This window comes from Martinezella tropici, assembly GCF_008370325.1.
GTDB lineage: Bacteria > Pseudomonadota > Alphaproteobacteria > Rhizobiales > Rhizobiaceae > Rhizobium > Rhizobium tropici_B.
Window position 1 is genome coordinate 370,842 of sequence record NZ_VNIP01000008.1, and the last position, 23,775, is coordinate 394,616.

The 23,775-nt window shown below is 60.1% G+C and carries 24 protein-coding genes; 10 read left to right on the plus strand and 14 right to left on the minus strand.

Annotated features, from left to right (window positions below; translation table 11 throughout):
* The first annotated feature begins 88 nt into the window (after nt 1–88).
* From FP026_RS14840 to FP026_RS14850, 3 genes are all read left to right on the plus strand, one after another.
* Nucleotides 89–1,027 (plus strand): LysR family transcriptional regulator, encoded by a 939-nt coding sequence (locus FP026_RS14840; protein WP_149635384.1) that lies wholly within the window; start codon nt 89–91, stop codon nt 1,025–1,027.
* Nucleotides 1,028–1,109: 82 nt separating this feature from the next.
* Entirely contained in the window at nt 1,110–1,361 is a 252-nt protein-coding gene (locus FP026_RS14845; protein WP_149635385.1) for a type II toxin-antitoxin system Phd/YefM family antitoxin, read from the plus strand.
* A 2-nt stretch (nt 1,362–1,363) separates the two neighbouring features.
* Nucleotides 1,364–1,804 carry a PIN domain-containing protein gene (locus FP026_RS14850; RefSeq protein ID WP_149635386.1) on the plus strand — a complete coding sequence of 147 codons (441 nt, stop codon included), beginning with the start codon at nt 1,364–1,366 and terminating at the stop codon, nt 1,802–1,804.
* Between the two features lie 102 nt (nt 1,805–1,906).
* On the opposite strand, the gene xdhC is transcribed toward FP026_RS14850, so the two are convergent.
* The 4 genes from xdhC to uraH are packed head-to-tail and all read right to left on the minus strand — an operon-like array spanning nt 1,907 to nt 6,971.
* Nucleotides 1,907–2,755 (minus strand): xanthine dehydrogenase accessory protein XdhC, encoded by an 849-nt coding sequence (gene xdhC, locus FP026_RS14855; RefSeq protein ID WP_149635387.1) that lies wholly within the window; start codon nt 2,753–2,755, stop codon nt 1,907–1,909.
* A 4-nt stretch (nt 2,756–2,759) separates the two neighbouring features.
* The gene (xdhB, locus tag FP026_RS14860; protein WP_149635388.1) at nt 2,760–5,114 is read right to left on the minus strand and encodes a xanthine dehydrogenase molybdopterin binding subunit; all 2,355 of its coding nucleotides are present in this window, start codon (nt 5,112–5,114) and stop codon (nt 2,760–2,762) included.
* A gap of 3 nt (nt 5,115–5,117) precedes the next feature.
* Nucleotides 5,118–6,602, minus strand: a complete 1,485-nt coding sequence (gene xdhA / locus FP026_RS14865; protein WP_149635389.1) for a xanthine dehydrogenase small subunit — start codon at nt 6,600–6,602, stop codon at nt 5,118–5,120.
* Nucleotides 6,603–6,605: 3 nt separating this feature from the next.
* The gene (gene uraH / locus FP026_RS14870; protein ID WP_149635390.1) at nt 6,606–6,971 is read right to left on the minus strand and encodes a hydroxyisourate hydrolase; all 366 of its coding nucleotides are present in this window, start codon (nt 6,969–6,971) and stop codon (nt 6,606–6,608) included.
* A 160-nt stretch (nt 6,972–7,131) separates the two neighbouring features.
* Here uraH and puuE point away from each other — a divergent pair, with 160 nt between their 5' ends.
* Nucleotides 7,132–8,589, plus strand: coding sequence for an allantoinase PuuE (puuE, locus tag FP026_RS14875; protein ID WP_149635391.1), 1,458 nt, complete (start codon nt 7,132–7,134; stop codon nt 8,587–8,589).
* 43 nt (nt 8,590–8,632) lie between these two features.
* Nucleotides 8,633–9,118, plus strand: a complete 486-nt coding sequence (locus tag FP026_RS14880; RefSeq protein WP_149635392.1) for an ureidoglycolate lyase — start codon at nt 8,633–8,635, stop codon at nt 9,116–9,118.
* 253 nt (nt 9,119–9,371) lie between these two features.
* Here the strand turns inward: FP026_RS14880 and FP026_RS14885 are convergent, their stop codons facing one another.
* The 4 genes from FP026_RS14885 to bhcR all read right to left on the minus strand — a co-directional run bounded on the left by FP026_RS14885 (nt 9,372) and on the right by bhcR (nt 12,619).
* Nucleotides 9,372–10,664, minus strand: coding sequence for an NCS2 family permease (locus tag FP026_RS14885; protein ID WP_149635393.1), 1,293 nt, complete (start codon nt 10,662–10,664; stop codon nt 9,372–9,374).
* Between the two features lie 416 nt (nt 10,665–11,080).
* The gene (locus tag FP026_RS14890) at nt 11,081–11,374 is read right to left on the minus strand and encodes an addiction module antidote protein (protein WP_149635394.1); all 294 of its coding nucleotides are present in this window, start codon (nt 11,372–11,374) and stop codon (nt 11,081–11,083) included.
* Complete coding sequence (locus FP026_RS14895; protein WP_149635395.1) at nt 11,367–11,672, minus strand: type II toxin-antitoxin system RelE/ParE family toxin; 306 nt, start codon at nt 11,670–11,672, stop codon at nt 11,367–11,369. Before FP026_RS14895 ends, FP026_RS14890 begins: the two co-directional genes overlap by 8 nt.
* A gap of 137 nt (nt 11,673–11,809) precedes the next feature.
* Nucleotides 11,810–12,619 (minus strand): HTH-type transcriptional regulator BhcR, encoded by an 810-nt coding sequence (bhcR, locus tag FP026_RS14900; protein WP_149635396.1) that lies wholly within the window; start codon nt 12,617–12,619, stop codon nt 11,810–11,812.
* 197 nt (nt 12,620–12,816) lie between these two features.
* On the opposite strand from bhcR, the gene bhcA reads away from it, so the two are divergent.
* The 5 genes from bhcA (at nt 12,817) to FP026_RS14925 (ending at nt 18,228) form a co-directional block, all read left to right on the plus strand.
* Nucleotides 12,817–14,007, plus strand: coding sequence for an L-aspartate--glyoxylate aminotransferase BhcA (gene bhcA, locus FP026_RS14905; RefSeq protein ID WP_149635397.1), 1,191 nt, complete (start codon nt 12,817–12,819; stop codon nt 14,005–14,007).
* 11 nt (nt 14,008–14,018) lie between these two features.
* Nucleotides 14,019–14,966: a beta-hydroxyaspartate dehydratase BhcB gene (gene bhcB, locus FP026_RS14910; protein WP_149635398.1), complete on the plus strand. Its 948-nt coding sequence runs from the start codon at nt 14,019–14,021 to the stop codon at nt 14,964–14,966.
* A 13-nt stretch (nt 14,967–14,979) separates the two neighbouring features.
* Complete coding sequence (gene bhcC / locus FP026_RS14915) at nt 14,980–16,143, plus strand: 3-hydroxy-D-aspartate aldolase BhcC (protein WP_149635399.1); 1,164 nt, start codon at nt 14,980–14,982, stop codon at nt 16,141–16,143.
* A 44-nt stretch (nt 16,144–16,187) separates the two neighbouring features.
* Nucleotides 16,188–17,153: an iminosuccinate reductase BhcD gene (bhcD, locus tag FP026_RS14920; RefSeq protein WP_149635400.1), complete on the plus strand. Its 966-nt coding sequence runs from the start codon at nt 16,188–16,190 to the stop codon at nt 17,151–17,153.
* A 76-nt stretch (nt 17,154–17,229) separates the two neighbouring features.
* On the plus strand, nt 17,230–18,228 hold the full coding sequence (locus tag FP026_RS14925) for a type I glyceraldehyde-3-phosphate dehydrogenase (protein ID WP_149635401.1): 999 nt from the start codon (nt 17,230–17,232) through the stop codon (nt 18,226–18,228).
* Nucleotides 18,229–18,361: 133 nt separating this feature from the next.
* Here the strand turns inward: FP026_RS14925 and FP026_RS14930 are convergent, their stop codons facing one another.
* From FP026_RS14930 to FP026_RS14955, 6 genes are all read right to left on the minus strand, one after another.
* Entirely contained in the window at nt 18,362–19,087 is a 726-nt protein-coding gene (locus FP026_RS14930) for an SDR family oxidoreductase (RefSeq protein WP_149635402.1), read from the minus strand.
* Nucleotides 19,088–19,099: 12 nt separating this feature from the next.
* Nucleotides 19,100–20,161, minus strand: coding sequence for an ABC transporter ATP-binding protein (locus FP026_RS14935; protein WP_149635403.1), 1,062 nt, complete (start codon nt 20,159–20,161; stop codon nt 19,100–19,102).
* Between the two features lie 63 nt (nt 20,162–20,224).
* On the minus strand, nt 20,225–20,431 hold the full coding sequence (locus tag FP026_RS14940; protein ID WP_149635404.1) for a DUF2160 family membrane protein: 207 nt from the start codon (nt 20,429–20,431) through the stop codon (nt 20,225–20,227).
* 4 nt (nt 20,432–20,435) lie between these two features.
* Nucleotides 20,436–21,272: a carbohydrate ABC transporter permease gene (locus FP026_RS14945; protein ID WP_149635405.1), complete on the minus strand. Its 837-nt coding sequence runs from the start codon at nt 21,270–21,272 to the stop codon at nt 20,436–20,438.
* A 4-nt stretch (nt 21,273–21,276) separates the two neighbouring features.
* A complete protein-coding gene (locus FP026_RS14950) occupies nt 21,277–22,152 on the minus strand; it encodes a carbohydrate ABC transporter permease (protein WP_149635406.1) in 876 nt (291 codons plus the stop codon).
* 97 nt (nt 22,153–22,249) lie between these two features.
* Nucleotides 22,250–23,683: an extracellular solute-binding protein gene (locus FP026_RS14955; RefSeq protein WP_149635407.1), complete on the minus strand. Its 1,434-nt coding sequence runs from the start codon at nt 23,681–23,683 to the stop codon at nt 22,250–22,252.
* Between the last annotated feature and the right edge of the window lie 92 nt (nt 23,684–23,775).

The following is a 23,775-nucleotide window of genomic DNA, read 5'->3' on the forward strand; positions in this document are numbered from 1 at the left end:
AAATCCCGGTTAATCCGCCAACACTTTCAAAAAAATCTATAAGATGACCCCTGCTTCGCTCCGCACGCCGATGTGGTAGAAAGGTGCCATGTCCTATCTTGATAATGTGCGTGTCTTCGTTCGCGTGGTCGAACTCGGTACCCTTTCAGCGGCAGGGCGCGACCAGCGCGTTACGCCTGCGGTCGCGAGCAATCGCATCAAGGAACTCGAGCGTCATCTCGGCGTGCGCCTGTTCAACCGCACGACGCGCAAACTGTCGCCGACCGAGCATGGCCGCGTCTTCTATGAAAAGGCCGTAAAGATCATCGAGGCTGTCAATGAGGCCGAGGCGGCAATCGCCGATCTCTCGCGCAATCCGAAGGGGTCGTTGAGGATCACCGCGCCGCTCGGCATCGGCCGGCGGCTGATCGCCTCAGGCATTCCGGAATTCCACGATAAGTACCCGGATATCGAGGTGCGCGTGCGCCTGTCGGACCATAATGTCGATATCCTGGCCGAAGGCGTCGACGTCGCCTTCAAGCTTGGCGTGCTGGAGGATTCGAACCTGCGCATGCGCGGCATCCTCAATTGCGAACGGGTGCTATGCGCGTCGCCGGCCTATCTCGCGCAGCGCGGCGTGCCGCCGACCGCCGATTCTCTGATTGCCGACAAGCATGACTGTCTTCTCCTGCGCTATCCCGGCTCGAAGGAGTATTATTGGACACTGGTGACAGCGGAAGGTCCCCGTAAATTCGAAATCGCTGGTCCTTATGATAGCGACGATGGCGACGTGCTTACCCAATGGGCGCTGGAAGACCGCGGCATCATCAACAAGCCGCTGTTCGAGGTGAAGGCCTATCTGAAGGAAGGTCGACTCGTCGAGATCCTGAAGGAGAGCCCTCCGGCTCCGGTTCAGCTCGCCGCCATCTACCCGCATAAGCGCTTTCAGGATCCGAAGGTGCGCCTGATGATCGATTTCATGGCGGAGCGCTGTCAGCGGCTCATTGGCAAGCTGCTCGAGGACGAGCCGGCGGCTGCGGCCTCCTGATCCGAAGGCGACAGATTGATCTCCGCTTGAATCAAACCAGCGAAATCATATATGACTACCAGTAGTCATATGGAGAAAGGCCATGAAGGAAATCCAGTTCAAGGATGCAAAGGCGACGCTTTCCGCTGTGGTCGATCAAGCCGTGGCCGGTGAGCCGATCGTTATTACCCGCCATGGCCGAAAGGAAGCAGTGCTGGTTTCCTTCGAAGAATGGCAGCGGGTTTCCAAGGTGCCTGATTTCGCCGATCTGCTTTTGGCCTTTCCCGGCGAGCCGGCAGATATTCCCGAGCGATCGCGAAAGCCCGCCCGCGCATTGCGTGAAAACGGCTTCTGATCTTGTATCTGCTGGACACCAATATCGTGTCGGCCAATGCGCCGAACAAGCGCAACGTAGGCGCTGACGCATTTGCGAGCTGGATGCGTGCCAATAGCGACCGGCTTTATCTTTCGGCAATCACCATCGCCGAGATCGAAGCCGGCATCGCTAGAGCGGTCAGAATCGGGGCGACGACGAAAGCGGAGCACCTGCGCCGCTGGCTCGCAGCGGTCGAACATTTCTATGCCGGCCGCATCTTGCCGTTCGGAGTTGAGGAAGCGAGACATGCTGGCCTGATGCTTGACCGGGCGCGTGCTCACGACCCCGGCTTCGAGGACATCGCCATTGCCGCAACTGCTGCTGCGCACGGCCTTACGGTTTTGACGGCCAATGAGCGCCATTTCGAACCGCTTGGCGCGCCGTTCGCGAATCCCTTGAAGCAGTTACCCATTATCCAATGATGGGCAATGCCTGGATTAGTTGCCCTCGACCAGCCCAAATTTGGGGAGCCACGTGGGTCTACGATACCGCACGCAAAGATATTGAGGTCATTTCGGAAATTTCTAGCGGCTGACGCTGCCCGCAAGCCTTGCGTGATCGGCGGCCCAGGTCAGCGCTGCCGTCATGATCTCGGCAGCGGCCAGCGTCGCGATGACCGTGGGACGCTTGTCCTTCACCGCCGTACCGCCGATCGGGCAGATGAGGCGATCGAAAAGTTCCGCCTGGCCGGTTTCGCGCGACAGCCAGTTGCGGAAGGTGGCGCGTTTCGTCTTCGAGCCGATCATGCCGACATAGGCGGCATCGTTACGTTTGAGCGCCTCGGCGGCAATCAGGAAATCGAGCGCGTGATCATGGGTGAGGATGACGAAGCTGCTGCCTGCAGGTGCGTCGCGCACCACGGCTTCCGGCATGGCCGTGAGACAAGTCTCAATGCGCGGCACGTTGGAGGCGGTCAGTTCATCTTCCCGCGTATCGACAAGCACGACACGCAGCGGCGCGAGTGAAAGTGCCGCGGCGAGGGCATCACCGACATGGCCGGCTCCGAAAACATAGACATGCGGACGCGCGGCCATTTCCCGGTCGCTGCGGGCGATAAGGTCGTTTGCAAGTTCAGGATTGAGCGCGGTGAAGGCAAGTCCAACCCGGCCGCCGCAGCATTGGCCGATCTCCGGGCCGAGCGGCACGTTTATCGGCTCGGCGGTAAGGCCGGAGCGCAAGGCTCGGCGCGCCTGGTCGATCGCCATATATTCGAGGGTCCCGCCGCCGATCGTCGCGAAGATCGCCCGTTCCGACACGAGCATCCAGGCATCGGTATCGCGCGGTGCCGAGCCCGCGACGCCAGTCACCTCGACCAGGATCGACGCCGATTCACGGCGCAGAAAATCCCGGATATCTTCGTAGGCGACGGACATTACCTCACTCCTTTTGCGCGGCCTTCAGACGCTCGATCGCCATCAGCACCCGCTCGGGCGTTGCCGGCGCATCGAGGCGCGGGCAGATCCTGTGGTCGGCCACACTCGCCACCGCGTCCGAAAGAGCATGCAACACCGACAGGCCGAGCGGCAGCGGCGGCTCGCCCACTGCCTTCGCCCGATGGATCGTCGGTTCATAGGCCTCCGACCAGTCGGTCAGTGCTACATTGAAAATCTTCGGGCGGTCGGATGCAAGCGGGATCTTATAGGTGGAGGGCGCATGGGTGCGTAGTCGGCCCTTGCCATCCCACCAGAGCTCCTCCGTCGTCAGCCAGCCCATGCCCTGGATGAAGCCACCCTCGACCTGGCCGATATCGATCGCCTTGTTCAGCGAGCGGCCGGTATCATGGAGAATATCGGTGCGTTCGACGACGTATTCGCCGGTCAGCGTGTCGATGGAAACCTCTGAGCAGGCCGCGCCATAGGCATAATAGTAGAAGGCATGGCCACGGCCGGCCTTGCGGTCCCAATGGATCTTCGGTGTCTTGTAGAAGCCAGCCGCCGAGAGCTGGACGCGGGCCATATAGGCCTTCTTGATAAGTTCGGGGAAGGATATCTCGATATCGCCGATCCGCACGCGATTGGGCAGAAACACCACCTGCTCGCGGGGCACTTGATGGCTTTCCGCCGCGAAGGCGATCAGCCGATCCTTGATCTGGCGCGCGGCGTTTTGCGCCGCCATGCCGTTCAGATCCGCGCCCGAGGAGGCGGCGGTCGGCGAGGTGTTCGGTACCTTGGCTGTCGTCGTCGCTGTGATCTTCACCCGGTCGAGATCGATCTGGAACTCTTCCGCCACGACCTGCGCCACCTTCAGGTGCAGGCCCTGTCCCATCTCCGTGCCGCCATGGTTCATGTGCACGGAACCGTCGCTGTAGACATGCACCAGCGCGCCGGCCTGGTTCGATTCCGTCTTGGTAAAGGAGATGCCGAATTTCACCGGGGTCAGCGCGATGCCGCGCTTGACGATGCGGCTCTTCGCATTGAATTCGGCGATGGCCTTACGGCGCCCGGCATAATCGGCACTTTCCTCCAGCTCCGCGACGATGCGCTGGACGATGCAATCCTCAACGGTCTGGTGATAGGGGGTTAGGTTGCGTTCGCCATCGACGCCCATCGCGTCATAGAAATTCAGCTTGCGGATGTCGAGCGGGTCCTTGTCGACGGCGAAGGCCACCTCGTCGATAACGCGCTCGGCTCCCACCATGCCCTGCGGGCCGCCGAAGCCGCGAAAGGCGGTGTTGGAGACGGTATTGGTATAAAGCGGCGCCGACTTCGCATGAACATGCGGGAAGAAATAGGCGTTGTCGCAGTGGAACAGTGCACGGTCGCCGACCGGGCCTGAGAGATCGGCGGAAAAGCCGGCCCGGAGCGCGAACGTATAATCGACGGCGAGGATGCGGCCGTCGTGGTCGAAGCCGACATCGTAGTCGATGGCAAAATCATGCCGCTTGCCGGTCGCCACCATGTCTTCGTCGCGGTCGAGCCGGACCTTGACGGCGCGCTTCAGCCTCTTGGCGGCGATTGCTGCAATCGCGGCGCATTGGTTTGCTTGCGTTTCCTTGCCGCCGAAGCCGCCGCCCATGCGGCGAACCTCGATCGTAACAGCATTGCTCGGGACGCCCAGCGCATGGGCGACCATATGCTGCGTCTCGCTCGGGCCTTGGGTGGAGCAATAGACGACGACTTCGTCATCTTCGCCAGGCACGGCAAGCGAGACCTGGCCTTCGAGATAGAAATGATCCTGGCCGCCGAGCCGCATGCGGCCCGTCACCCGCCTCGGTGCGCTTTCAAGCGCGGCTGCCGCATCGCCGCGCTTCAGCGTCAGCGGCGTGACGACCTGGCAGTGGGTCGAAACGTCGAGATCCCAAATATCGATATCGGCCGGCAGTTCCTCGTATTCGATCTTGGCCAGCCGCGGGGCGCGGCGGGCTTGCTCGCGCGTTTCCGCGATCACGCAGAAGATCGGCTGCCCGTGGAACTCGACCTTGCCGGTGGCAAGCACCGGGTCGTCGTTCATGTAGGAGGGCGAGATATCGTTGACGCCGGGCACGTCCTCATGGGTCAGTACGGCAACGACGCCGGGCGCTGCACGCACCGCGGAGAGATCGACCGATTTTAGGATGCCGTGCGCGACGGTTGACAGGCCAAGGCCGGCATGCAGCGTGCCTGTCGGTTCGGGAATGTCGTCGATATAGACGGCCGTACCGGAGACATGTTTGTGGGCGGAGTCGTGGCGCGGGCTGGTGTGAACCCCGCCGACGATGGTTTCGGCCTTGATATCGGAAGCATGCTTGTTCATGGCCTATGCAGCCTCATATCTGGACACCTGAGCCGGTGCCGCACGGGAGGTCGTTTCCAGGTAGAAACGCAATAGAAGATTCTTCGCCGCGAGCGACCGGTATTCCGCGGTGGCGCGCATATCGGTCAGCGGCGCGTAATCCTCGGCGTATTTTTCCATCGCCGCTTCCACCGTCGCCTCGTTCCAGGGCTGTCCGAGCAGTGCTTTCTCAACGGCGAAGGCCCGTTTCGGCGTCGCCGCCATGCCGCCATAGGCGATCCGGATTTCTGCGACCGTACCATCTTCGGCAAGCGCCAGGCGGAAGGCGCCGAGCGTTGCGGTAATGTCCTCATCTCGCCGCTTCGTCACCTTGTAAACCGCGAATTTTTCGTCCGCTGCCGGAACCGGAACATGCACGGCTTCGACGAATTCGCCCGGCTGGCGGTCCTGCTTGCCATAGGCGATGAAAAAGTCCTCGAGTGCTGTGGTGCGGCGGGTCTTGCCCCGACGCAAGGTCAGCGATGCGTTAAGTGCGATCAAGGCCGGCGGCGTGTCGCCGATCGGCGAGCCGTTGGCGATGTTGCCGCCGATCGTTCCCATATTGCGCACCTGCTGGCCGCCGATACGGGCGATCAGCGGACCGAGTGCAGGAATGTGCTGGGAGAGCGTCGCGATCGCTTCGGAATAGGTGACGCCCGCACCGATCGAGATGATGCCATCCTGCACGGTGATCGACTTCAATTCCTGAAGCCCGGCGATGAAGATCACGGGTGAAATATCGCGCATGTGCTTGGTGACCCAAAGGCCGACATCAGTGGAGCCGGCAATCACCGTCGCGGTCAGCGACGCTTCGAGAACCTCTGCGAAATCATCGAGGCCAGCCGGCACGATCAGCCGATGGCGGCCTTCGCCGATCTGGACACGCGCACCATCGGCAAGAGCCTTCAGCCGCGCGGTCATGGTTTCACGCTCGATAAGCAGGGGATCGTTCTCGGTCCCGCCATAACTGGAAACGGCCCGCGCGGCGCGCAGGATCGGCTCGTAGCCGGTGCAGCGACAGAGATTGCCTTGGAGTGCCGTTTCGATCTGCTGATCCGTCGGGTTCGGCGTCTGCATCCAGAGCCCGTAGAGCGACATGACGAAGCCCGGTGTGCAGAAGCCGCATTGCGAACCGTGAAAATCGACCATCGCCTGCTGCACCGGATGCAGATGGTCGTCGCTGGCTGCCAGATGCTCGATGGTGACGACATGGCAGCCGTCGAGCGAGCCAAGAAAGCGAATGCAGGCGTTGACGCTTTCATAGGCGAGGCCGCCCGCCGGCGTCAGCCGTCCCACAAGCACCGTGCAGGCGCCGCAGTCGCCCTCGGCGCAACCTTCCTTCGTGCCCTTCAGCGAGCGGGAAAGCCGCAGCCAGTCGAGCAGGGTCTGGTCCGGCGCAACGTTGTTAAGGGCAATGTCCTGGCCATTGAGGATGAAACGCAGTTCGGAACGGATTTTTGCTGCCGTCATCGTTCAGCTCCCGCGGTAGGTGGAATAGCTGTAGGGCGAAAGGAGCAGCGGCACATGGTAGTGCGCGCCTTCGTCTGCGAGACCGAAGCGGATCGGAATGACGTCCAGAAACATCGGGCCATCGGCAGAACGGCCAAGATAGTCACCGGCATGAAAGCGCAGCTCGTAGGTGCCAGCCTTCATGTTTTCGCCTGATAGCAAAGGCGCATCGCAGCGGCCATCATCATTGGTCTCGGCGGATTTGAGATGGCGATGCGTGTCGCCCTCGACCCGGTAGAGATCGATGCGTAGACCCATTGCGGGCCTGCCGAGCGCGGTATCCAGCACGTGGGTCGTGAGCTGGCCGGCTTCTGGCGAATGAGACTGCATGTTTTTCTCCCGAACGTAGCGCTCCTGCCTCCACTATCCGACAGGCCTATTCCCCTGAAAAGCAGCCGTAACGTTCGAGACTTTCAAAATTTCCAAGGGGAATAGCGCGTGCGATTTGCGGTTAGACATTTGCCGTCGACGACATTTGGAGGAGTGTTTCATGCGATATTGCCGTGACATGCACGGATATGGCCGGACGCCGCCGGCGGCTCAGTGGCCGGGCGAGGCGCGCATCGCCGTGCAGTTCGTCCTGAATTATGAAGAGGGCGGCGAGAACTGCGTGCTGCATGGCGATGCGGCGTCCGAAGCCTTTTTGTCTGAAATCGTCGGCGCTGCTCCATGGCCGGGACAGCGCCATTGGAACATGGAATCGATTTATGAATATGGCGCCCGCGCCGGCTTCTGGCGCCTGCATCGGCTTTTCATCGAGAAGCAGCTGCCCGTTACCGTCTACGGCGTTGCAACCGCGCTAAAGCGCTCGCCGGCGCAGGTCGCCGCCATGCAAGAGGCTGGCTGGGAAATCGCCTCGCATGGCCTCAAATGGGTCGAGCATAAGGATATGGGGCCTGAAGAGGAGCGTGCGGCGATCGCCGAGGCGATCCGCCAGCATACGATCGTTACCGGCGAGCGGCCGCGCGGCTGGTATACCGGCCGCTGCTCGGTCAACACTGTCGATCTGGTGACGGAAGCGGGCGGTTTCGATTACATCTCCGACACCTACGCCGATGACCTTCCCTATTGGCATGAGCATGGCGGTCGCTACCAGCTCATCATTCCCTATACGCTCGATGCCAACGACATGCGCTTTGCGACGCCGCAGGGCTTCAATAGCGGTGATCAGTTCTTCAACTACCTGAAGGATTCCTTCGACGCGCTGTACGCCGAAGGTGCTGCCGGTAGCCCGAAGATGATGAGCATCGGCTTGCATTGCCGTCTGATCGGGCGGCCCGGCCGCATCATGGCACTCGCTCGCTTCATCGACTACGTCCAGAGCCACGAAAAGGTCTGGATCGCGCGCCGCGTGGATATCGCCGAGCACTGGGCGAAGACGCATCCGCCAAGGCCGGTCTCGGAGCGGCCCTCGCAAATGCCGGAGGGCGCCTTCGTCGAGCGCTTCGGCGGCGTCTTCGAGCATTCGGCCTGGATCGCACGCCGCGCCTTCGCTGATGAACTTTCGCCGGCAAACGATACGGCGATCGGGCTCCATGCCGCGCTCGCCTTCCAGTTCCGGGCGGCAAGCGAGGAGGAACGGCTGGGCGTACTGGTCGCCCACCCGGATCTTGCCGGCAAGCTGGCGCAGGCGAAGCGTCTGACGACGAGCTCTACGGAAGAGCAGGCTTCCGCTGGGCTCGATGCGTTGACGGACGAGGAGCGGGCGCGTTTCACCGATCTCAATAACCGCTATGTCGCCAAGTTCGGGTTTCCATTCATCATCGCCGTGCGGGATCACACGAAATCCGGGATCCTCGCTGCGTTTGAAGCTCGGATCGAGAACGATCGCGACGCCGAATTCGCCGCCGCCTGCCGGCAAGTGGAGCGGATCGCGTTCCTGCGGCTTGTCGCCATGCTTCCCGATGGAGAAGGGCTGGATCGGAGCACGCAGCGGAGCGCCGCATGAGGTCGGCCATTGCACTTCAAGAGCACAAATGAGGAGAGCGTGTATGAAAGTGATCGAGATTCAGCCGTTAACGCGTGTCGCCTTCTTTCCCTTCGGCGAGGTGATAGAGATGGAAGGGGCCTATAACTACCCCATCAATGCCGGGAAATGTGTGCGATACCATGATCTGGCAAAAGTCGAGACGACCGGGGAGAAAGCGCGTGCGATGATCAGTCTGCTGCGTGGCGAGCCTTACAAGCTGCCGCTGGAACTGCAGATGGTGGAGCGGCATCCGCTCGGCAGCCAGGCCTTCATACCGCTGAGCGACAATCCCTTCCTGGTCGTCGTCGCGCGGGAAACCGCAAATGGACCGGGCGAGCCATTGGCCTTCCGGACGAAGCCGGGGCAGGGCGTCAATATCGGCCGCAATGTCTGGCATGGCATCCTCACACCTCTCGACGGCGTCTCGGATTTTGCCGTCGTCGACCGGGGCGGCGAGGGTGTCAATCTGGAAGAGCATTTCTTCGGGGAGCCGTTTCTGATCCGCTGATCGCGGAACGGGTTTAAATGAAGCAAGGGGCGCCGCAATTCCGGCGCCCCTTTACCATTTGAATATCTCGCTTCTCATCCTGCCTGCGACGTACAGCCGCCCGCCGGTCGTTTCAGGCAATTGCCCATCCGTGAGATGCGCGGCATTTCAGGCCCTAGCTATCTTGCCGGATAAGCAGGCAGATCTTGCAAACAGATTGGGAGCCGGACCATCGCAACGGGCGATCCGGCTCCCTTGACATGCACCGTTTTGGCTAGTTCGCGAAGAAGGCGAAGCGGACGATGAACAGGGCGGCAACGATCTGCGTCGCCAGATGAAGCGTCTTCCAACGCCCGGTGCAGACCTTCAGGACGACATAGCTGATGAACCCGAAGGCAAGGCCGTTGGCGATCGAGTAGGTGAACGGCATTGCGAGTGCCGTCAGCGCTGCCGGTGCCGCCTCGGTCAGGTCGTCCCATTCGATCTCGGTCAGCTCGCGCATCATCAGGCCGGCGACATAGAGCAGGGCCGGTGCGGTTGCATAGGCGGGAACGGAGCCAGCGAGCGGTGAGAAGAACAGCGACGCCAGGAAAAGCACGGCGATCGTGAATGCCGTCAGGCCGGTGCGGCCGCCCGCCTGGACGCCCGAGGCGCTTTCGACATAGGCTGTCGTACTGCTGGTGCCCATCAGCGAGCCGGCGACGATGGCCGCACTGTCGGCAAGCAGCGCCCTGCTCAAGCGGTTTGGTTTTCCTTCCTCGAGAAGCTTCGCGCGCTTGGCGACACCGATCAGCGTTCCGGTGGCGTCGAAGACCTCGACGAGCACGAAGACGAGGATGATGTGGATCAGGCCGCCATGGAGGGCGCCCACGATGTCGAGCTGCAGAAAGGTCGGCATCATCGATGGCGGAGCTGAAACGATGCCGTGGAACTGGCTGACGCCGAGGATCCAGGAGAGGACGGTGACGGCAAGAATGCCGATCAGGATCGAGCCTCTGACTCTCATCGCGTCGAGAACGGCAATGACGAAGAAGCCGAAGATCGCAAGAAGCGGGCCTGTCTGTTTCAGATCTCCAAGGCCGATGAGCGTCGCCTTGTTGGCAACGACGATGCCGGCGCTCTTGAGCGCGATGATCGCCAGGAAGAGACCGATACCGGCGGCGATCGCGCTTCTGAGCGAGCGAGGGATGCCGGCGATCAGCCAGCTGCGCACGCCGGTGACCGTCAGCAAGACGAAGATGGCGCCCGAGATGAAGACCGCGCCGAGTGCCTGCTGCCAGCTAAATCCGAGTGTGGCGACGACGGTAAAGGCAAAGAAGGCATTGAGCCCCATGCCCGGCGCCATGCCGATCGGCCAATTGGCAACAAGCCCCATGACGATGGAACCCAGTGCCGCGGCAAGACAGGTGGCGACGAATATCGCATTGCGGTCCATGCCGGTGGTCGACAGGATGTCCGGATTGACGAAGATGATATAGGACATCGTCAAGAACGTCGTCACGCCCGCGATGAGTTCGGTGCGCACGGACGTGCCGTGCTCACTCAATTTGAAAAGTCGTTCAAGCATCGTTCCTCCCTAAGCGTTTCAGGCGCTCATGAATGTCATGGGGCTTGCCCGCATCTCCTCCGATGCGGGCGCGAGAAGCGCCTGTGACCGGCGTTTCGTGGCGAGGGAGATTGTGCGCTTTTAAAGGCTCCGGGCGCTAGAGCCGGATTTCCCTGCAATTTGCGAAAGACATTCTAGTTTTTCAGACTATTTCCAAGCGAGTCGAGTTGCGCTCTGGAGATGGACTTGCGGAAAAGACTGCCAAATGTCCACAACGACATCGATCGGACAACATGACGTTGCATCCAATCTATAGCGCTCGCGGTGGCAAAGCCAACTTATTTTGCGCCGGGCCTTGATCTACAAGAGGCTCATCGTTGTCCCAAGCAGCCTTTAGCGCAAATGGGACAATGACGACCTGGGGCCATAGGATAAGGTCAATGTGCGGTATGGGCCTTGGCAGTGATGTCAACGCCAAGTGCGCGCATCACTGCAAGTGTTGTCTTGAGTGTTGGGTTTCCGCGTTCGCTAAACGAGCGGTAGAGCTGTTCTCGGGATAGCCCGGTTTTGCGTGATATTTCGGTCATGCCTTTGGCGCGGGCGACAACGCCAAGTGCCTTGGCAATGTAGGCCGCATCGCCAGTTTCAAAAGCATCCGCCATGAAAGCGGCGATTTCTTCGTCGTCCACCAGTGCGGCGGCAGGGTCGTAAGTGGATAGTTTTTCAGTCATTTTGTGCACTCCATTCTTTAGCCAGTTTCTTGGCGGTGGCAATGTCGCGGGCTTGCGATCCTTTGTTTCCGCCGCATAGCAACACGATCAGGAGATTTCCGCGTTGCTGGAAGTAGATGCGATATCCGGAACCGTAGTGAATCCGCAGTTCGCTAACGCCTTCACCTACCGGTTCGACGTCGCCCGGCAGGCCTTCGGCCAACCGCATCAGTCGCGCCGCGATGATGGTTTTTGCTCGCTTGTCCTTAAGGCGAGATTCCCATTTTGCGAAGGTCGCCGTTTGCTTTAACTCAATCATGAAGTGAGTTGTAGTCTAAAAACTACATCTGCACAACATCCTTCCTTTCGGGTCTAGCGATGGAACAGACGTCTCCACCCGGAACGGCTCACCCGCCAACTAGTTGCCTGTGGATTCCATGGTGGGGATGCTCGATCTTACGGAGCGCCGAGACGGCGGGATACCATTGCGGCAGCGCTCCTCACACGTTCGCCGATCCGGTGGATGTCTGCGTCCTGAAGGCGATGCTTCGGTCCGGAGATGGAAATGCCCGCTATGGCTTCTCCATGCACGTTCAGGATAGGCGCAGCGACGCAGCGCATTCCCTTGGTTCGCTCCTCGTCGTCGAAGGAGTAGCCGCGGTCCCGCGTCTTCTGCAGCTCCTCGCGCAGCTGCTCGAAGGAACGCATGGTGTTCTCGGTAAAGCGCTCCAGTTCCTTTTTTCTGAAAAGCGTGGCGAGGCGATCGTCGTCATAGGTGCTCAGCAACGCCTTGCCGATGCCGGAGGCATGCAGCGGCGACAGCGTTCCTGGGGGAAAAAACGCCCGGATCGACTCGTGGGTCTCCACCTGGCTGATGAACAGGACATTTCCGTCCTTCTCGATACCCAGATTGGAGGTCTCGCCCGTTTCCAGCATGAGCTCCCGCATGATCGGACGGCTTCGCTCGACGACGTTGGTGCGCCGGAGAAACGCGGAGCCGAGCCGATATGCCTCCGGGCCGATATACCATACCTGGCGATCGGGGCTGATCTCGACGAATTCGCGTCGCTCCAGGGTCGCGAGCACGCGATGCATGGTCGCTGCGGACTGGCCGAGCTTCCCGGCGAGCTCCGAGAGCGTCATCCCCTCGGGCGCCGAAAGCGCATCAAGCACGTCCAATGCGCGATCGAGCGCCTGGATCGTATTTTGTGTCTGAGGACCGTTGAAGGCCTTTGGACGTCCTCGCCGGCGCATTTCGGCTACCATCGGTCATCGTCTCCTTGAGAAGTCTCTTTGCAGAGAAAATTCTGCTCTGAAAAACTAAATTGGCCAATGGAAAAAGTCAAATTACTGTTTTTCATATATAATATCGATATTTAATGTGTTTTGAAAAATGATTTCAAAAAAATTTATCTCCTGTGTCGGACATGCTATCCATCTCTCAACGTTAGGAGGACACCCAGATGTATATGCAAAATCCGGTTTTCATCCCCGGTCCGACGAATATGCCCGAAGTCCTTCGCAAGGCTGCGGACATGCCCACGCTCGATCACCGTTCCCCGCTCTTCGGCGAAATTCTGCGGCCGGCGCTTGCCGGCGTAAAGAAAGTCATCAAAACCGAAAAGGCCTCCATATTCGTATTTCCGTCTACGGGAACCGGTGGATGGGAAACGGCCATCACCAATACGCTCAGCCCGGGTGACCGCGTATTGGCCGCACGCTACGGCATGTTCAGCCATCGCTGGATCGATATGTGCCAGCGTCATGGCCTCGAGGTCGATATCATCGAGGCCGAGTGGGGCGGCGGCGCTCCTACAGATCGCTATGAGGAAGTTCTCGCAGCCGATACCGCGCATGAAATCAAGGCTGTCCTGGTCACGCACAACGAGACGGCAACCGGCGTCAAATCCGATATCGCAGCCATCCGCCGAGCGATCGACGCCGCCGGCCATCCCGCCTTATTATTCGTCGATGGTGTCAGCTCCATCGCCTCGATGGATTTCCGCATGGACGAATGGTCCGTCGACATCGCCGTGACCGGTTCGCAAAAGGGCTTCATGCTGCCCGCCGGCCTGGCGATCACGGCTTTTTCCCCGAAGGCCCTGGCAGCCGTCGACCATGCAAAACTTCCGCGCACCTTCTTCGACATTCGCGATATGGCGAAGAGCTATGCGAACAACGCCTATCCCTATACTCCGGCGGTCGGCCTTCTGAACGGGCTGAAACTGTCGACGGAACTATTGCTCGCCGAAGGACTGGAGAATGTATTTGCAAGACACCGGCGTATTGCCGGCGGTATTCGAGCCGCCGTTCGGGCATGGGGTCTCGATCTGTGCGCCAGAAGCGAAGAACTCTATTCCGACACAGTGAGTGCGATCCGCACGCCGCAGGGTTTCGACGCCACCTCGATCGTTGCCCATGCTGCGAAAAGGTACGATGTCGCTTTCGGAACCGGGTTGGGCGAGGTCGCCGGCAAGGTATTCCGCATCGGACATCTCGGCAGTTTGACTGACGTCATGGCTCTGGCGGGCATAGCGGCGGCTGAGATGGCCATGGTCGATCTTGGTCTTGACGTCAAACTCGGCTCGGGCGTTGCGGCCGCTCAGGAACATTATCGCAACGACCACCAATCCAAGATTCAGGCTGCAGCCTGAGGAGCTATATGATGTACATACCGACATTGGCCGATGTGGTGACTGCACATACGCGCATCAAGCCCCACATCCATCGCACACCGGTCCTCACCTCGAGCTTCATCAACTCGCTCGTTGGCGCCGAACTGTTCTTCAAATGCGAGAACTTCCAGAAAGCCGGCGCATTCAAAGCCCGTGGCGCATCCAACGCCGTCTTCGGCCTGAGTGATGAGCAGGCGGCCCGCGGCGTGGCAACGCATTCATCTGGCAACCACGGAACGTGCCTTTCCTACGCCGCCGGGCGGCGGGGCATTCCCTGCACCGTTGTCATGCCGCGCACAGCGCCGCAGGCAAAGAAGGATGCCGTCAGGGGATATGGCGGCAGGGTGGTCGAATGCGAACCTTCGACGTCCTCGCGCGAGGCTGTTTTTGCTGAGGTCGTCGCTGAGACCGGTGCCGAATTCGTGCATCCTTACAACGATCCTCGCGTCATTGCAGGCCAGGCGACCTGCTCGATGGAGCTGATCGAGCAGGTGGACGGGCTCGATGCGGTGGTGGCGCCGATCGGCGGCGGCGGCATGGTGTCGGGGACCTGCCTCACTTTGTCGAACCTCGCGCCGAACATCAGGATCTATGCGGCCGAACCCGAGCAGGCCGATGATGCCTGCCGCAGCTTCAAAGCAGGCTACATCATTGCCGACGACGCGCCGAATACAGTGGCCGACGGTCTGAAGGTGCCGCTCAAGGAGCTGACTTGGCATTTCGTCAGAAACCACGTGGCCGATATCCTGACGGAATCCGAAGAGGACATCGTCGACGCCATGAAGCTCATCTGGAAGCGGATGAAGATCGTCATGGAACCCTCAAGCGCTGTCCCGCTAGCGACGATCATCACGAACAGGAAGATTTTCGCCGGTCAGCGCATTGGCGTCATCATCACCGGCGGAAACGTCGACCTCGACACATTGCCTTGGCAGTAAGGGAGAAAGAGCAATGAACATGGAACCGAAATTCGCCGGCATGGACGTCGGCTACGACGTACCGGCTCTTCCCGGCATGAGCGTCGACGAAATCCAGACGCCATGCCTAATCCTCGATCTCGATGCGCTCGAGCACAACATCCGCAAAATGGGCGACTATGCCAAGGCACACAACATGCGGCACAGGGCGCATGGCAAGATGCATAAATCCGTCGACGTCCTCAGGCTCCAGCAGGAGCTTGGCGGTGCAATCGGCGTCTGCTGCCAGAAGGTTTCCGAAGCTGAAGTCTTCGTGCGCGGCGGCATCAAGGATGTCCTGGTCTCGAACCAGGTTCGCGATCCGGCAAAGATCGACCGTCTTGCGCTTCTGCCCCAGCACGGCGCACGCATCATCGTCTGCCTCGATGACCTCGCGAATGTCGAGGAGCTATCGAGCGCGACGCAGAAATACGGTACAACGCTGGAATGTTTCGTGGAGATCGATTGCGGCGCCGGACGCTGCGGCGTCACGACGACGTCGGCCGTCGTCGAGCTCGCCAATGCCATCCATGCGGCGCCAGGTCTCAAGTTCACCGGCATCCAGGCCTATCAGGGCGCGATGCAGCACATCGACAAATATGAAGACCGAAAGGCGAAGCTCGATGCGGCCATTGCTCAGGTCAAGGATGCTGTCGAAGCGCTGAAGGCCGAGGGCTTAGAACCCGAATTGGTCAGCGGCGGTGGCACGGGAAGCTACTATTTCGAGAGCAATTCGGGCGTCTACAATGAGCTGCAGTGCGGCAGCTATGCGTTCATGGATGCCGATTACGGCCGCATTCAGGACAAGGATGGCAAGAGGATCGACCACGGCGAATGGGAAAATGCCCTCTTCATCCTGACGAGCATCATGAGCCATGCAAAGCCCGACAAGGCAATCTGCGATGCCGGTCTCAAGGCGCAATCGGTCGACTCAGGCCTGCCCTTTGTCTACGGCCGCAATGACGTGAAATACATCAAATGCTCCGACGAGCACGGCGTTATCGAAGATCCGGACGGCGTTCTCAAGATCAACGAAAAGCTCCGCCTGGTTCCGGGCCATTGCGATCCGACCTGCAATGTTCACGACTGGTATGTCGGCGTGCGCAACGGCAAGGTGGAAACGCTTTGGCCGGTGTCGGCCCGCGGCAAGGCTTACTGATGCAATAGGGGGCTTCGGCCCCCGACAAACCAAGCGGAAGCGCCATGATCATCATTCCCGAAAGTGCCATTGCCGAACTGGTCACGCCCTCCGATTGCCTCAAGGCGGTCGAAGAAGTCTTCGCCTCGATGGCGAACAGATCTGCCTATAATTTCCCTGTGATCCGGGAGGCGATCGGGCACGCCGATGCGCTATATGGCTTCAAGTCCGGCTTCGATCGCAAGAGCCTGGCGCTTGGCCTCAAGTCCGGCGGGTTCTGGCCAAACAATGCAAGCAGAGGCCTCACCAATCATCAGTCCACCATCCTCCTGTTCGACGCCGATACCGGAAAATGCCGTGCCGTGGTGGGCGGCAACTTGCTGACTGCGCTGCGGACGGCTGCCGCATCGGCAATCTCGATCAAATATCTCGCCCGAAAAGACGCGAAGGTCCTCGGCATGATCGGTGCGGGTCACCAGTCGACGTTTCAGTTACGCGCAGCCCTCGAGCAGCGCGCATTCGAGAAGATCCTCGCCTGGAACCCGCATCCCGACATGCTGAGCCGTCTGGAGGAGGTTGCCAAGGAGGAGGGCCTTCCCTTCGAGGCAGTCGATCGTGATCGGCTGGGAGCTGAATCGGATGTCATCATCTCGATCACCTCGTCCTTCGCTCCGCTTCTCAAAGCTTCGCAGGTCCGCGCCGGCACGCATCTCGCCTGTATGGGCACGGACACGAAAGGCAAGCAGGAGGTCGAGGCTGAGCTCCTCGCTGCTGCAACCGTCTTCACCGATGAAGTCGCTCAGGCCATAACGATCGGCGAGACGCAGCACGCGATCGAAAGGGGGTTGATCCGGAAAGAGGCCATCGTCGAAATCGGCGCCGTGATCAACGGAACGCATCCCGGTCGAACCTCCGAGGATCAGGTCACGCTGTTCGATGGTACGGGTGTCGGCCTTCAGGATCTTGCCGTTGCTTCAGCCGCCGTCGAGCTCGCTTTGGCGAAAGGCGTGGCAATCGAAGTCGACTTCTGACTTGGCGCATTTGGGGGAGGCCTGAGGCGGTGATGTCGTCTACACTTTCCGCTCGATCGAGTAGGTGGAGATTCGCATGTCAGGCCGACCATTAAGAATTGCAATCAACGGATTTGGCAGGATCGGGCGTTCCGTCCTGCGCCTTCTCCTGCGGGATCGTCGCGATATCGAAGTCGCGCTGATCAACGACATCGCCGATTTGGAGACATGCGCTTATCTCTTTGAATTTGACAGCGTGTACGGCCCGTGGACCGAGCCGATCTCCTTCGAAGACCAGCTTCTTGTCGTCGGCGGGGTGTCGATACCGTTTCACAATGCTCCCGACATCAGCAAACTCGATCTTCGCGGCATCGACGTTGTTCTGGAGTGTACCGGTCATGCCAAATCACGGGTGGTGACACAGCGAGGAATTACAGCCGGAGCAAGGAAAGTTCTCATTTCCGGCCCTTCCGCAGCAGCCGATGTGACGCTGGTGCTGGGGGCGAATGAGGAAGCCTTCCGCGACCAGGCCGTGATTTCAAACGCATCATGCACGACGAATGCGCTTGCGCCGCTTCTGCGCGTCATCGACCGGGAATTCGGTATCATCGGTGGTCAGATGACCACGGTCCATTGCTACACGGCAAGCCAGCCGACAATCGATCAGCCGCGCTCGGAGCTGTCGCGCAGTCGCGCGGCCGCCCTTTCGATGGTGCCCACCACCACGAGTGCACATGCGATCGTCGGCGACGTGCTGCCTCACCTCGCCGGTCTCATCGAAGCCCGCGCCCTTCGCGTGCCGACCGCCAGCGTCTCGGCGATCGATCTGACGGTTGCTGTTCGGAACGTGTCGGACCTGGACACCATGCGCGTAAGGTTGAAGCATGTCGCCCAGGGATCGCCGGTGCTGGGCTGGATCGAGAAGCCATTGGTTTCGGTCGATCTGCGCGGCCGCCCGGAATCCTTCGTCATAAGCGGACCGGAAATGTCGCTTTCCGCCGGCGGCCTCCTCAGGGTGTTCGGCTGGTACGACAACGAATGGGGTTTTTCCAACCGCTTGATCGAGATGGCTCAATATATCGGGCGCGTGCAGTAAGAAGACCGCGATCGCTTGACCGTGCAGAAAGATGCGACGCGTGTCGGGCTGACCTTGCAGCATGAGGATCGTCGTTGATGGTGAGCCGAAACATTCCCTCGTGAATGTTTGCTGCTGTCCGCGGCACGCGATCTCAGGCGATCATATAGCCGCCGTCGACCGGCATCGAAATGCCGTTGACCATGGCCGCCTCATCCGAAAGCAGGAACAGGATCACCTCGGCGACATCAGCAGGTTCGGCAAATCGGCCGAGCGGGATCCGTTCGCGCATCGGCGCTGCCTTTTCGGGGTCGCTCCATGCCTTGATGGCCATCGGTGTCAGCGTGACTGTCGGATGGACGCCATTGACGCGAATGCCCTTTGGCGCCAGCTCTTTCGCCATCACACGCGTCAGGCCGTCCAGCCCACCTTTCGAGGCGCAATAGGCCGCATGGTCCGGTATGCCGACGAAGGCGGCGACGGAGGATACATTGACGATTGCGCCGGAAAGGCCTCTTTCGATCAACGAGCGGGCGAATTCCTGCGCCACGATCATCGGGGCGCGGGTATTGACCGCAAACAGGTGGTCGAAGGCTTCGACCGTGGTGTCGAGAAATGACTGCAGCTCGGTCGTCCCAGCGCAGTTGACCAGATAATCCGCCGGAAGTGCAGCCAGTGCCGCCTGCCGCGTCTTTTCGGCGTCGGCAAGATCGATCTGGATCGCCTCGCAGCCCAGTTCGTCGCGCAGCGAGGCGACATCAGCCGCACTTCTGGTCAAGGCCACGACGCGAGCCCCGCGCTTCACAAGTATTTCCGCCGTCACGCGGCCAATGCCCTTGCCTGCGCCGGTGACAATCACCCTCTTCCCTTCGAAATTCATCAGAACGTCCTCTTACAATCTCTTGCCGTTTTCCTGATCGAAGATATGAACATGGCGCGGGTCAATACGGAAATGCATTGTTCGCCCCGGCGCGATTTCGATCCGCTCGCGAATGAGTGCATCGATCGGCACTCCGCCGACGCGGCCGAAGATCAGCGTCTCGGAGCCGGTGGGTTCGAATACGGACACCTCGACCGGGATTCCGCCATCGCCGATAGTAATGTGTTCGGGCCGAATTCCATAGGTCACCGGCCTGCCGTCCTCGGCGTTGACCGTTTCCACCGGCAGAATGACGCCTTGCTCCGTAATGACGACCTGCCGGCCGTCGCGATTGCCGATCCGGCCTTTCAGGAAGTTCATCGAGGGGCTGCCGATAAAGCCTGCAACGAAAATATTCGCGGGAAAATCATATAGCTCCAGCGGCTTGCCGACCTGCTCCACCCGCCCGTCGCGCATCACGACGATCTTGCTGGCCATCGTCATGGCCTCGATCTGGTCGTGCGTGACGTAGATGGTGGTTGTTTTCAGCCGCTGATGCAATTCCTTGATCTCGACCCGCATGGTCACGCGAAGTTTGGCATCGAGGTTCGAAAGAGGCTCGTCGAAGAGGAAGACCTGCGGATCGCGGACGATGGCGCGGCCCATGGCGACGCGCTGGCGCTGGCCGCCGGACAGCTGCTTCGGATAACGATCGAGGTAACGGGAGAGATCGAGGATTTCGGCGGCGCGGCGCACCTTCTCGTCGATTTCCGCCTTGGGGCGTTTCGCCATCTTCAGGGGAAAGCCCATGTTCTCGGCGACCGTCTTGTGCGGATAGAGCGCGTAGGATTGAAAAACCATGGCGATGTCGCGCTCCTTCGGCGGAGCGTTGGTGACGATACGGCCTCCAATCCTGATATCGCCGCCGCTCACCGTCTCAAGGCCCGCGACCATGCGCAGCAGCGTCGATTTTCCGCATCCGGAGGGGCCTACAAGAACGACGAATTCGCCATCATCGATATCGACGCTGACGCCGTGCATGACCTGAAGGGCGCCATATTTCTTCGTGACGTCGCTAATCTGTACGTTTGCCAATGTCTTCCTCCCGGATGCCGCAGTGCATGCCGTGTTTCGTCGCCGTTGCCGGCATTCATTGCCTCACCCGCGCCGGATGATGTAGGCGCCGAGCACGGCGGAAATCGCCGTCGCTATCCAGACCGAAAGTCCCAATGGTTCAATAAAGCGCATCCAGAGCAGCGACAACGCCACCCAGATGACGACCGAGATGAACAGCCGGTCGAACCAATTCGTCTCAATCGGCAGGAACCCCGCCTTGCGCTCGTCGCTTCCGGATTCCGAAGACATGGCGTTATCCTTTCACGGCACCGAAGGTCAGGCCCGCAACGATGTGGCGCTGCACGACAGTGAAGACGATGAGAGCGGGAATGAGGGTGAAGACCGATATTGCCGCCATGATCCCCCATTGGGTGCCCGTCGTCGTGACATATTCCGAAAGGCCGGTCGTCAAGGTGCGCGCCCTGAAATTGGTCAGGGTCGCCGCGAGCAGATACTCGTTCCATGCGAATACCCAGGTCAGGATCAGCGTCACCGCCAGGCCCGGCCGTGCCAGCGGGAATATGATGTCCGATAGAACGGTCCATGTGCTTGCGCCGTCGACATAGGCTGCCTCGTCAAGCTCTTTCGGAATGCCTTCAACGGTCGGGCGAAGCGTCCAGATCGCGAAGGGAAGGTTGAACGAGCAATAGACGAGGATCATGCCGATCCGCGAATCCGCAAAGGAAAAGCTGCCGATCTTGTAGACCTGCGTCAGCAGCAGGAAGAGCGGCAGCAGGAATACGGCAGGCGGCGCCATTCTGTTGGTGATCGTCCAGAAGAAGATGCTTTCCTTGCCGGCAAGGTCGAACCGCGAAAGCGCGTAGCAGGCCAGAAAGCCGAGCGTCGTCACCAGCAGCGCATTGCCCGAGGAAATGAGCAGCGAATTCAGCATATAGCCGCGCAGCGTCGGATTGTTCAGCACGTCTGTATAGTTCTTCCAGAACAGGCTTCTCAGGATGACTTCTGGCGTCGAGAACAGCTCGACTGTCGGCTTTACCGAGATGACGAAGAGCCAGTAGATCGGAAAGAGGGTCGCAAAGCTGATAGCGATCCACATGATGACCAGAAGCCAGGGATTGCGGGTCTTCATCGCTTCAACCTTTCCTGGCGCGCGGCGCAATCAGGCTGACATAGAGCAGCCAGCAGACGACGATGGTCAGATACAGCACGACGACCGAGATGGCCGAACCATAGCCGTAGTTCGTCTTGGGAAAGACTTCCCTGAAGATGTGCACGCCGATGTAGCGCGTCGCGGAGCCGGGGCCGCCGCCGGTCAGCATCAGCACCTCGTCCACGGTTCGCAGCGCATCCATGAGCCGGATGAAGACGGTGGCAATCAGGGCCGGTCGGATCATCGGAAGCGTGATGTGCCAGAAGATCTGGCTCTTGCCCGCGCCGTCGATCTGCGCCTGCTCGAACGGGTCCGGCGGCAATGAAACCAGAGCGGCGATCAGCGAAAGCGTCACCAGGGGCGTCCAATGCCAGATGTCCATGATCACCGTAACGATGAAAGCCGCAAGCGCGCTTTGGCCGATGTTGAGATCGAAGCCGAACCAGCTGTGCAGCAAATATGGGATGATGCCGATGGAGGGTGTCGTCATCAGCTTCCAAACCGATCCGACGATGATCGGCGCCATGATCAACGGCAGGGTATGGATGGTGCGGAACACCGCTTTGCCGGGGAAATCCTTCAGGAGTGCCTGCGCGAGCACATAGCCGAGCACGATTTCCGAGGTTACGGCGAAGAAAACGAACGCCGCCGTGATGCCCAGGGACGCCAGGAATTGCTGATCGAAAACGACCTTGCGGTAATTTTCCGCCCAGTTGAAGACCATGTGGGGATTGGCTGCAAAGGGATTCCACGCATGAAAGGAAACCCAGACGACATAGACGAACGGAAAAATGCCGAAGAGCCCGAGGATCACTATGGTTGGTGACAGCAAGAGCCAGCCGAGCTTCTGTGAATGCATCGCCCTATCCCCCTGTGGCGGTTGCTAAGGTGCCCGTTTTGCAGCGACGGGAAGACAGGCCGCTATCCACCGCGGCCTGCTCGTTCGGAAGGGAAGGCTATTTGCGATAGCCGAGCGAGGTCAGCTCTTCCTCCGTCTTTGCCGCCATCTTGTCGAGGCCCTCGTCCGGGCCGATCTTGCCGGTCAGGATGTCGAAGAAAATCGGGGCGGTCGCTTCGCGCACCTGGGCGTGGAACGGATAGGGCGGAGCGCCGGCGAAGAGCTTGCCCTGATCTTTCAGCATCGTATAGAAGCCGCCAAGCTTGATATCCATGGCCTTGACCTTGGGGTCGTCGAAGGTTGCGGTATTGGTGACGCGCGGCGCGGCAATCGCCCAGTCAGGCTGCACATCGTTCTGGCCGATGAATTGCAGGAAGAGCAGGGCGGCCTCCTGGTTCTTGGAGGTGACAGGCAGGCCGAAGGCGCCGCCGTCATAATAGCCGACATAACCCTTGCCGGCTTCGGCGGCCTCGAGCACGCCCGGCTTGAGCGGAGGCAGGGCGAAGCCGACCTTGCCCGTGACCTTCGACTGCGAGGAATCGGTCGCGATCCAGGCCGCGTTCTCGCCATAGACCAGACCCTGCGCCACCCGACCGGCGGCGAAGGTCGTGGCGACTTCCGTCCATGTGGATTGTGAGGATTCCGGCGGCGCGATGTCGCGCAGATGCAGCCACCATTTCAGCGCGGCTTTCGCCTTGTCGCTGTTCATCTGGCCGCCATGCTCGACGGTCGCGGCATAGTCCTTCTGCGCATCGATGCCCCAATTGTAGACGCCGAAGGTCGGCGCAACGGTTTCGAAGAACTCGTACCAGGAGGCCGGATGGCCCGTATGGGCCTGCGCCGTCGAGCCCCACAGCTGCATATTGTGATCCTTGCCCCACTGGGTAAAGAAATCAGCGATTTCCGTATATTGCTCGTGGGTCGTCGCGGGCTTCAGGTCATGACCTGTCTTCTGCTTGAAAGCTGCCTGAATTTCCGGATCTTCAAACAGATCCTTCCGATAGAGATAGGTCTTGAGGAAAGCCTCCATCGGAACGCCGTAAAGATCTCCGTTCGCGTCCTTGAAGTAGTTGGAGAAGCTGGTGAAATTGGCGGCATCGTAGGTCGGTGCCTTCAGATCCGGCTGATCTTTCAGCGCCTTGGTGATATCGGTCAGGAAGTTCCGCGCCATATAGGAGTAGACGATGTCCTGCTCGATATAGACGACGTCATAGATGCCGGTGCCGGCTTCCATGTCCTTGATCGCCTTGTCGTACATCTGATCCCAGGACGTCGTTTCGATTTCGACCTTGATGCCCGTTTTCTTCTCGAATTCGGGTGCCAGCACATCCTTGATGAAGTTGGAAGGTGGCGTGGACTCGGTCACTCCATGCAGCGTCACGCCCTTGAATTTCGCTCCGGCGTCGGACCAGAAGTCTGCCCGGGCCGGCGAAGCGGCGGCAGCAAGGCTAAGCGTCAGCGCGATGGCGCCGGCTTTCATAGCGTATCTCATTTCAATCCTCCCAGATTACAGCGAGATCATTCGCCGTGGGCATTCTTAGCTCGAAATTTCGTCGTTTGCAATATTTGTTGCTTTAACATGCA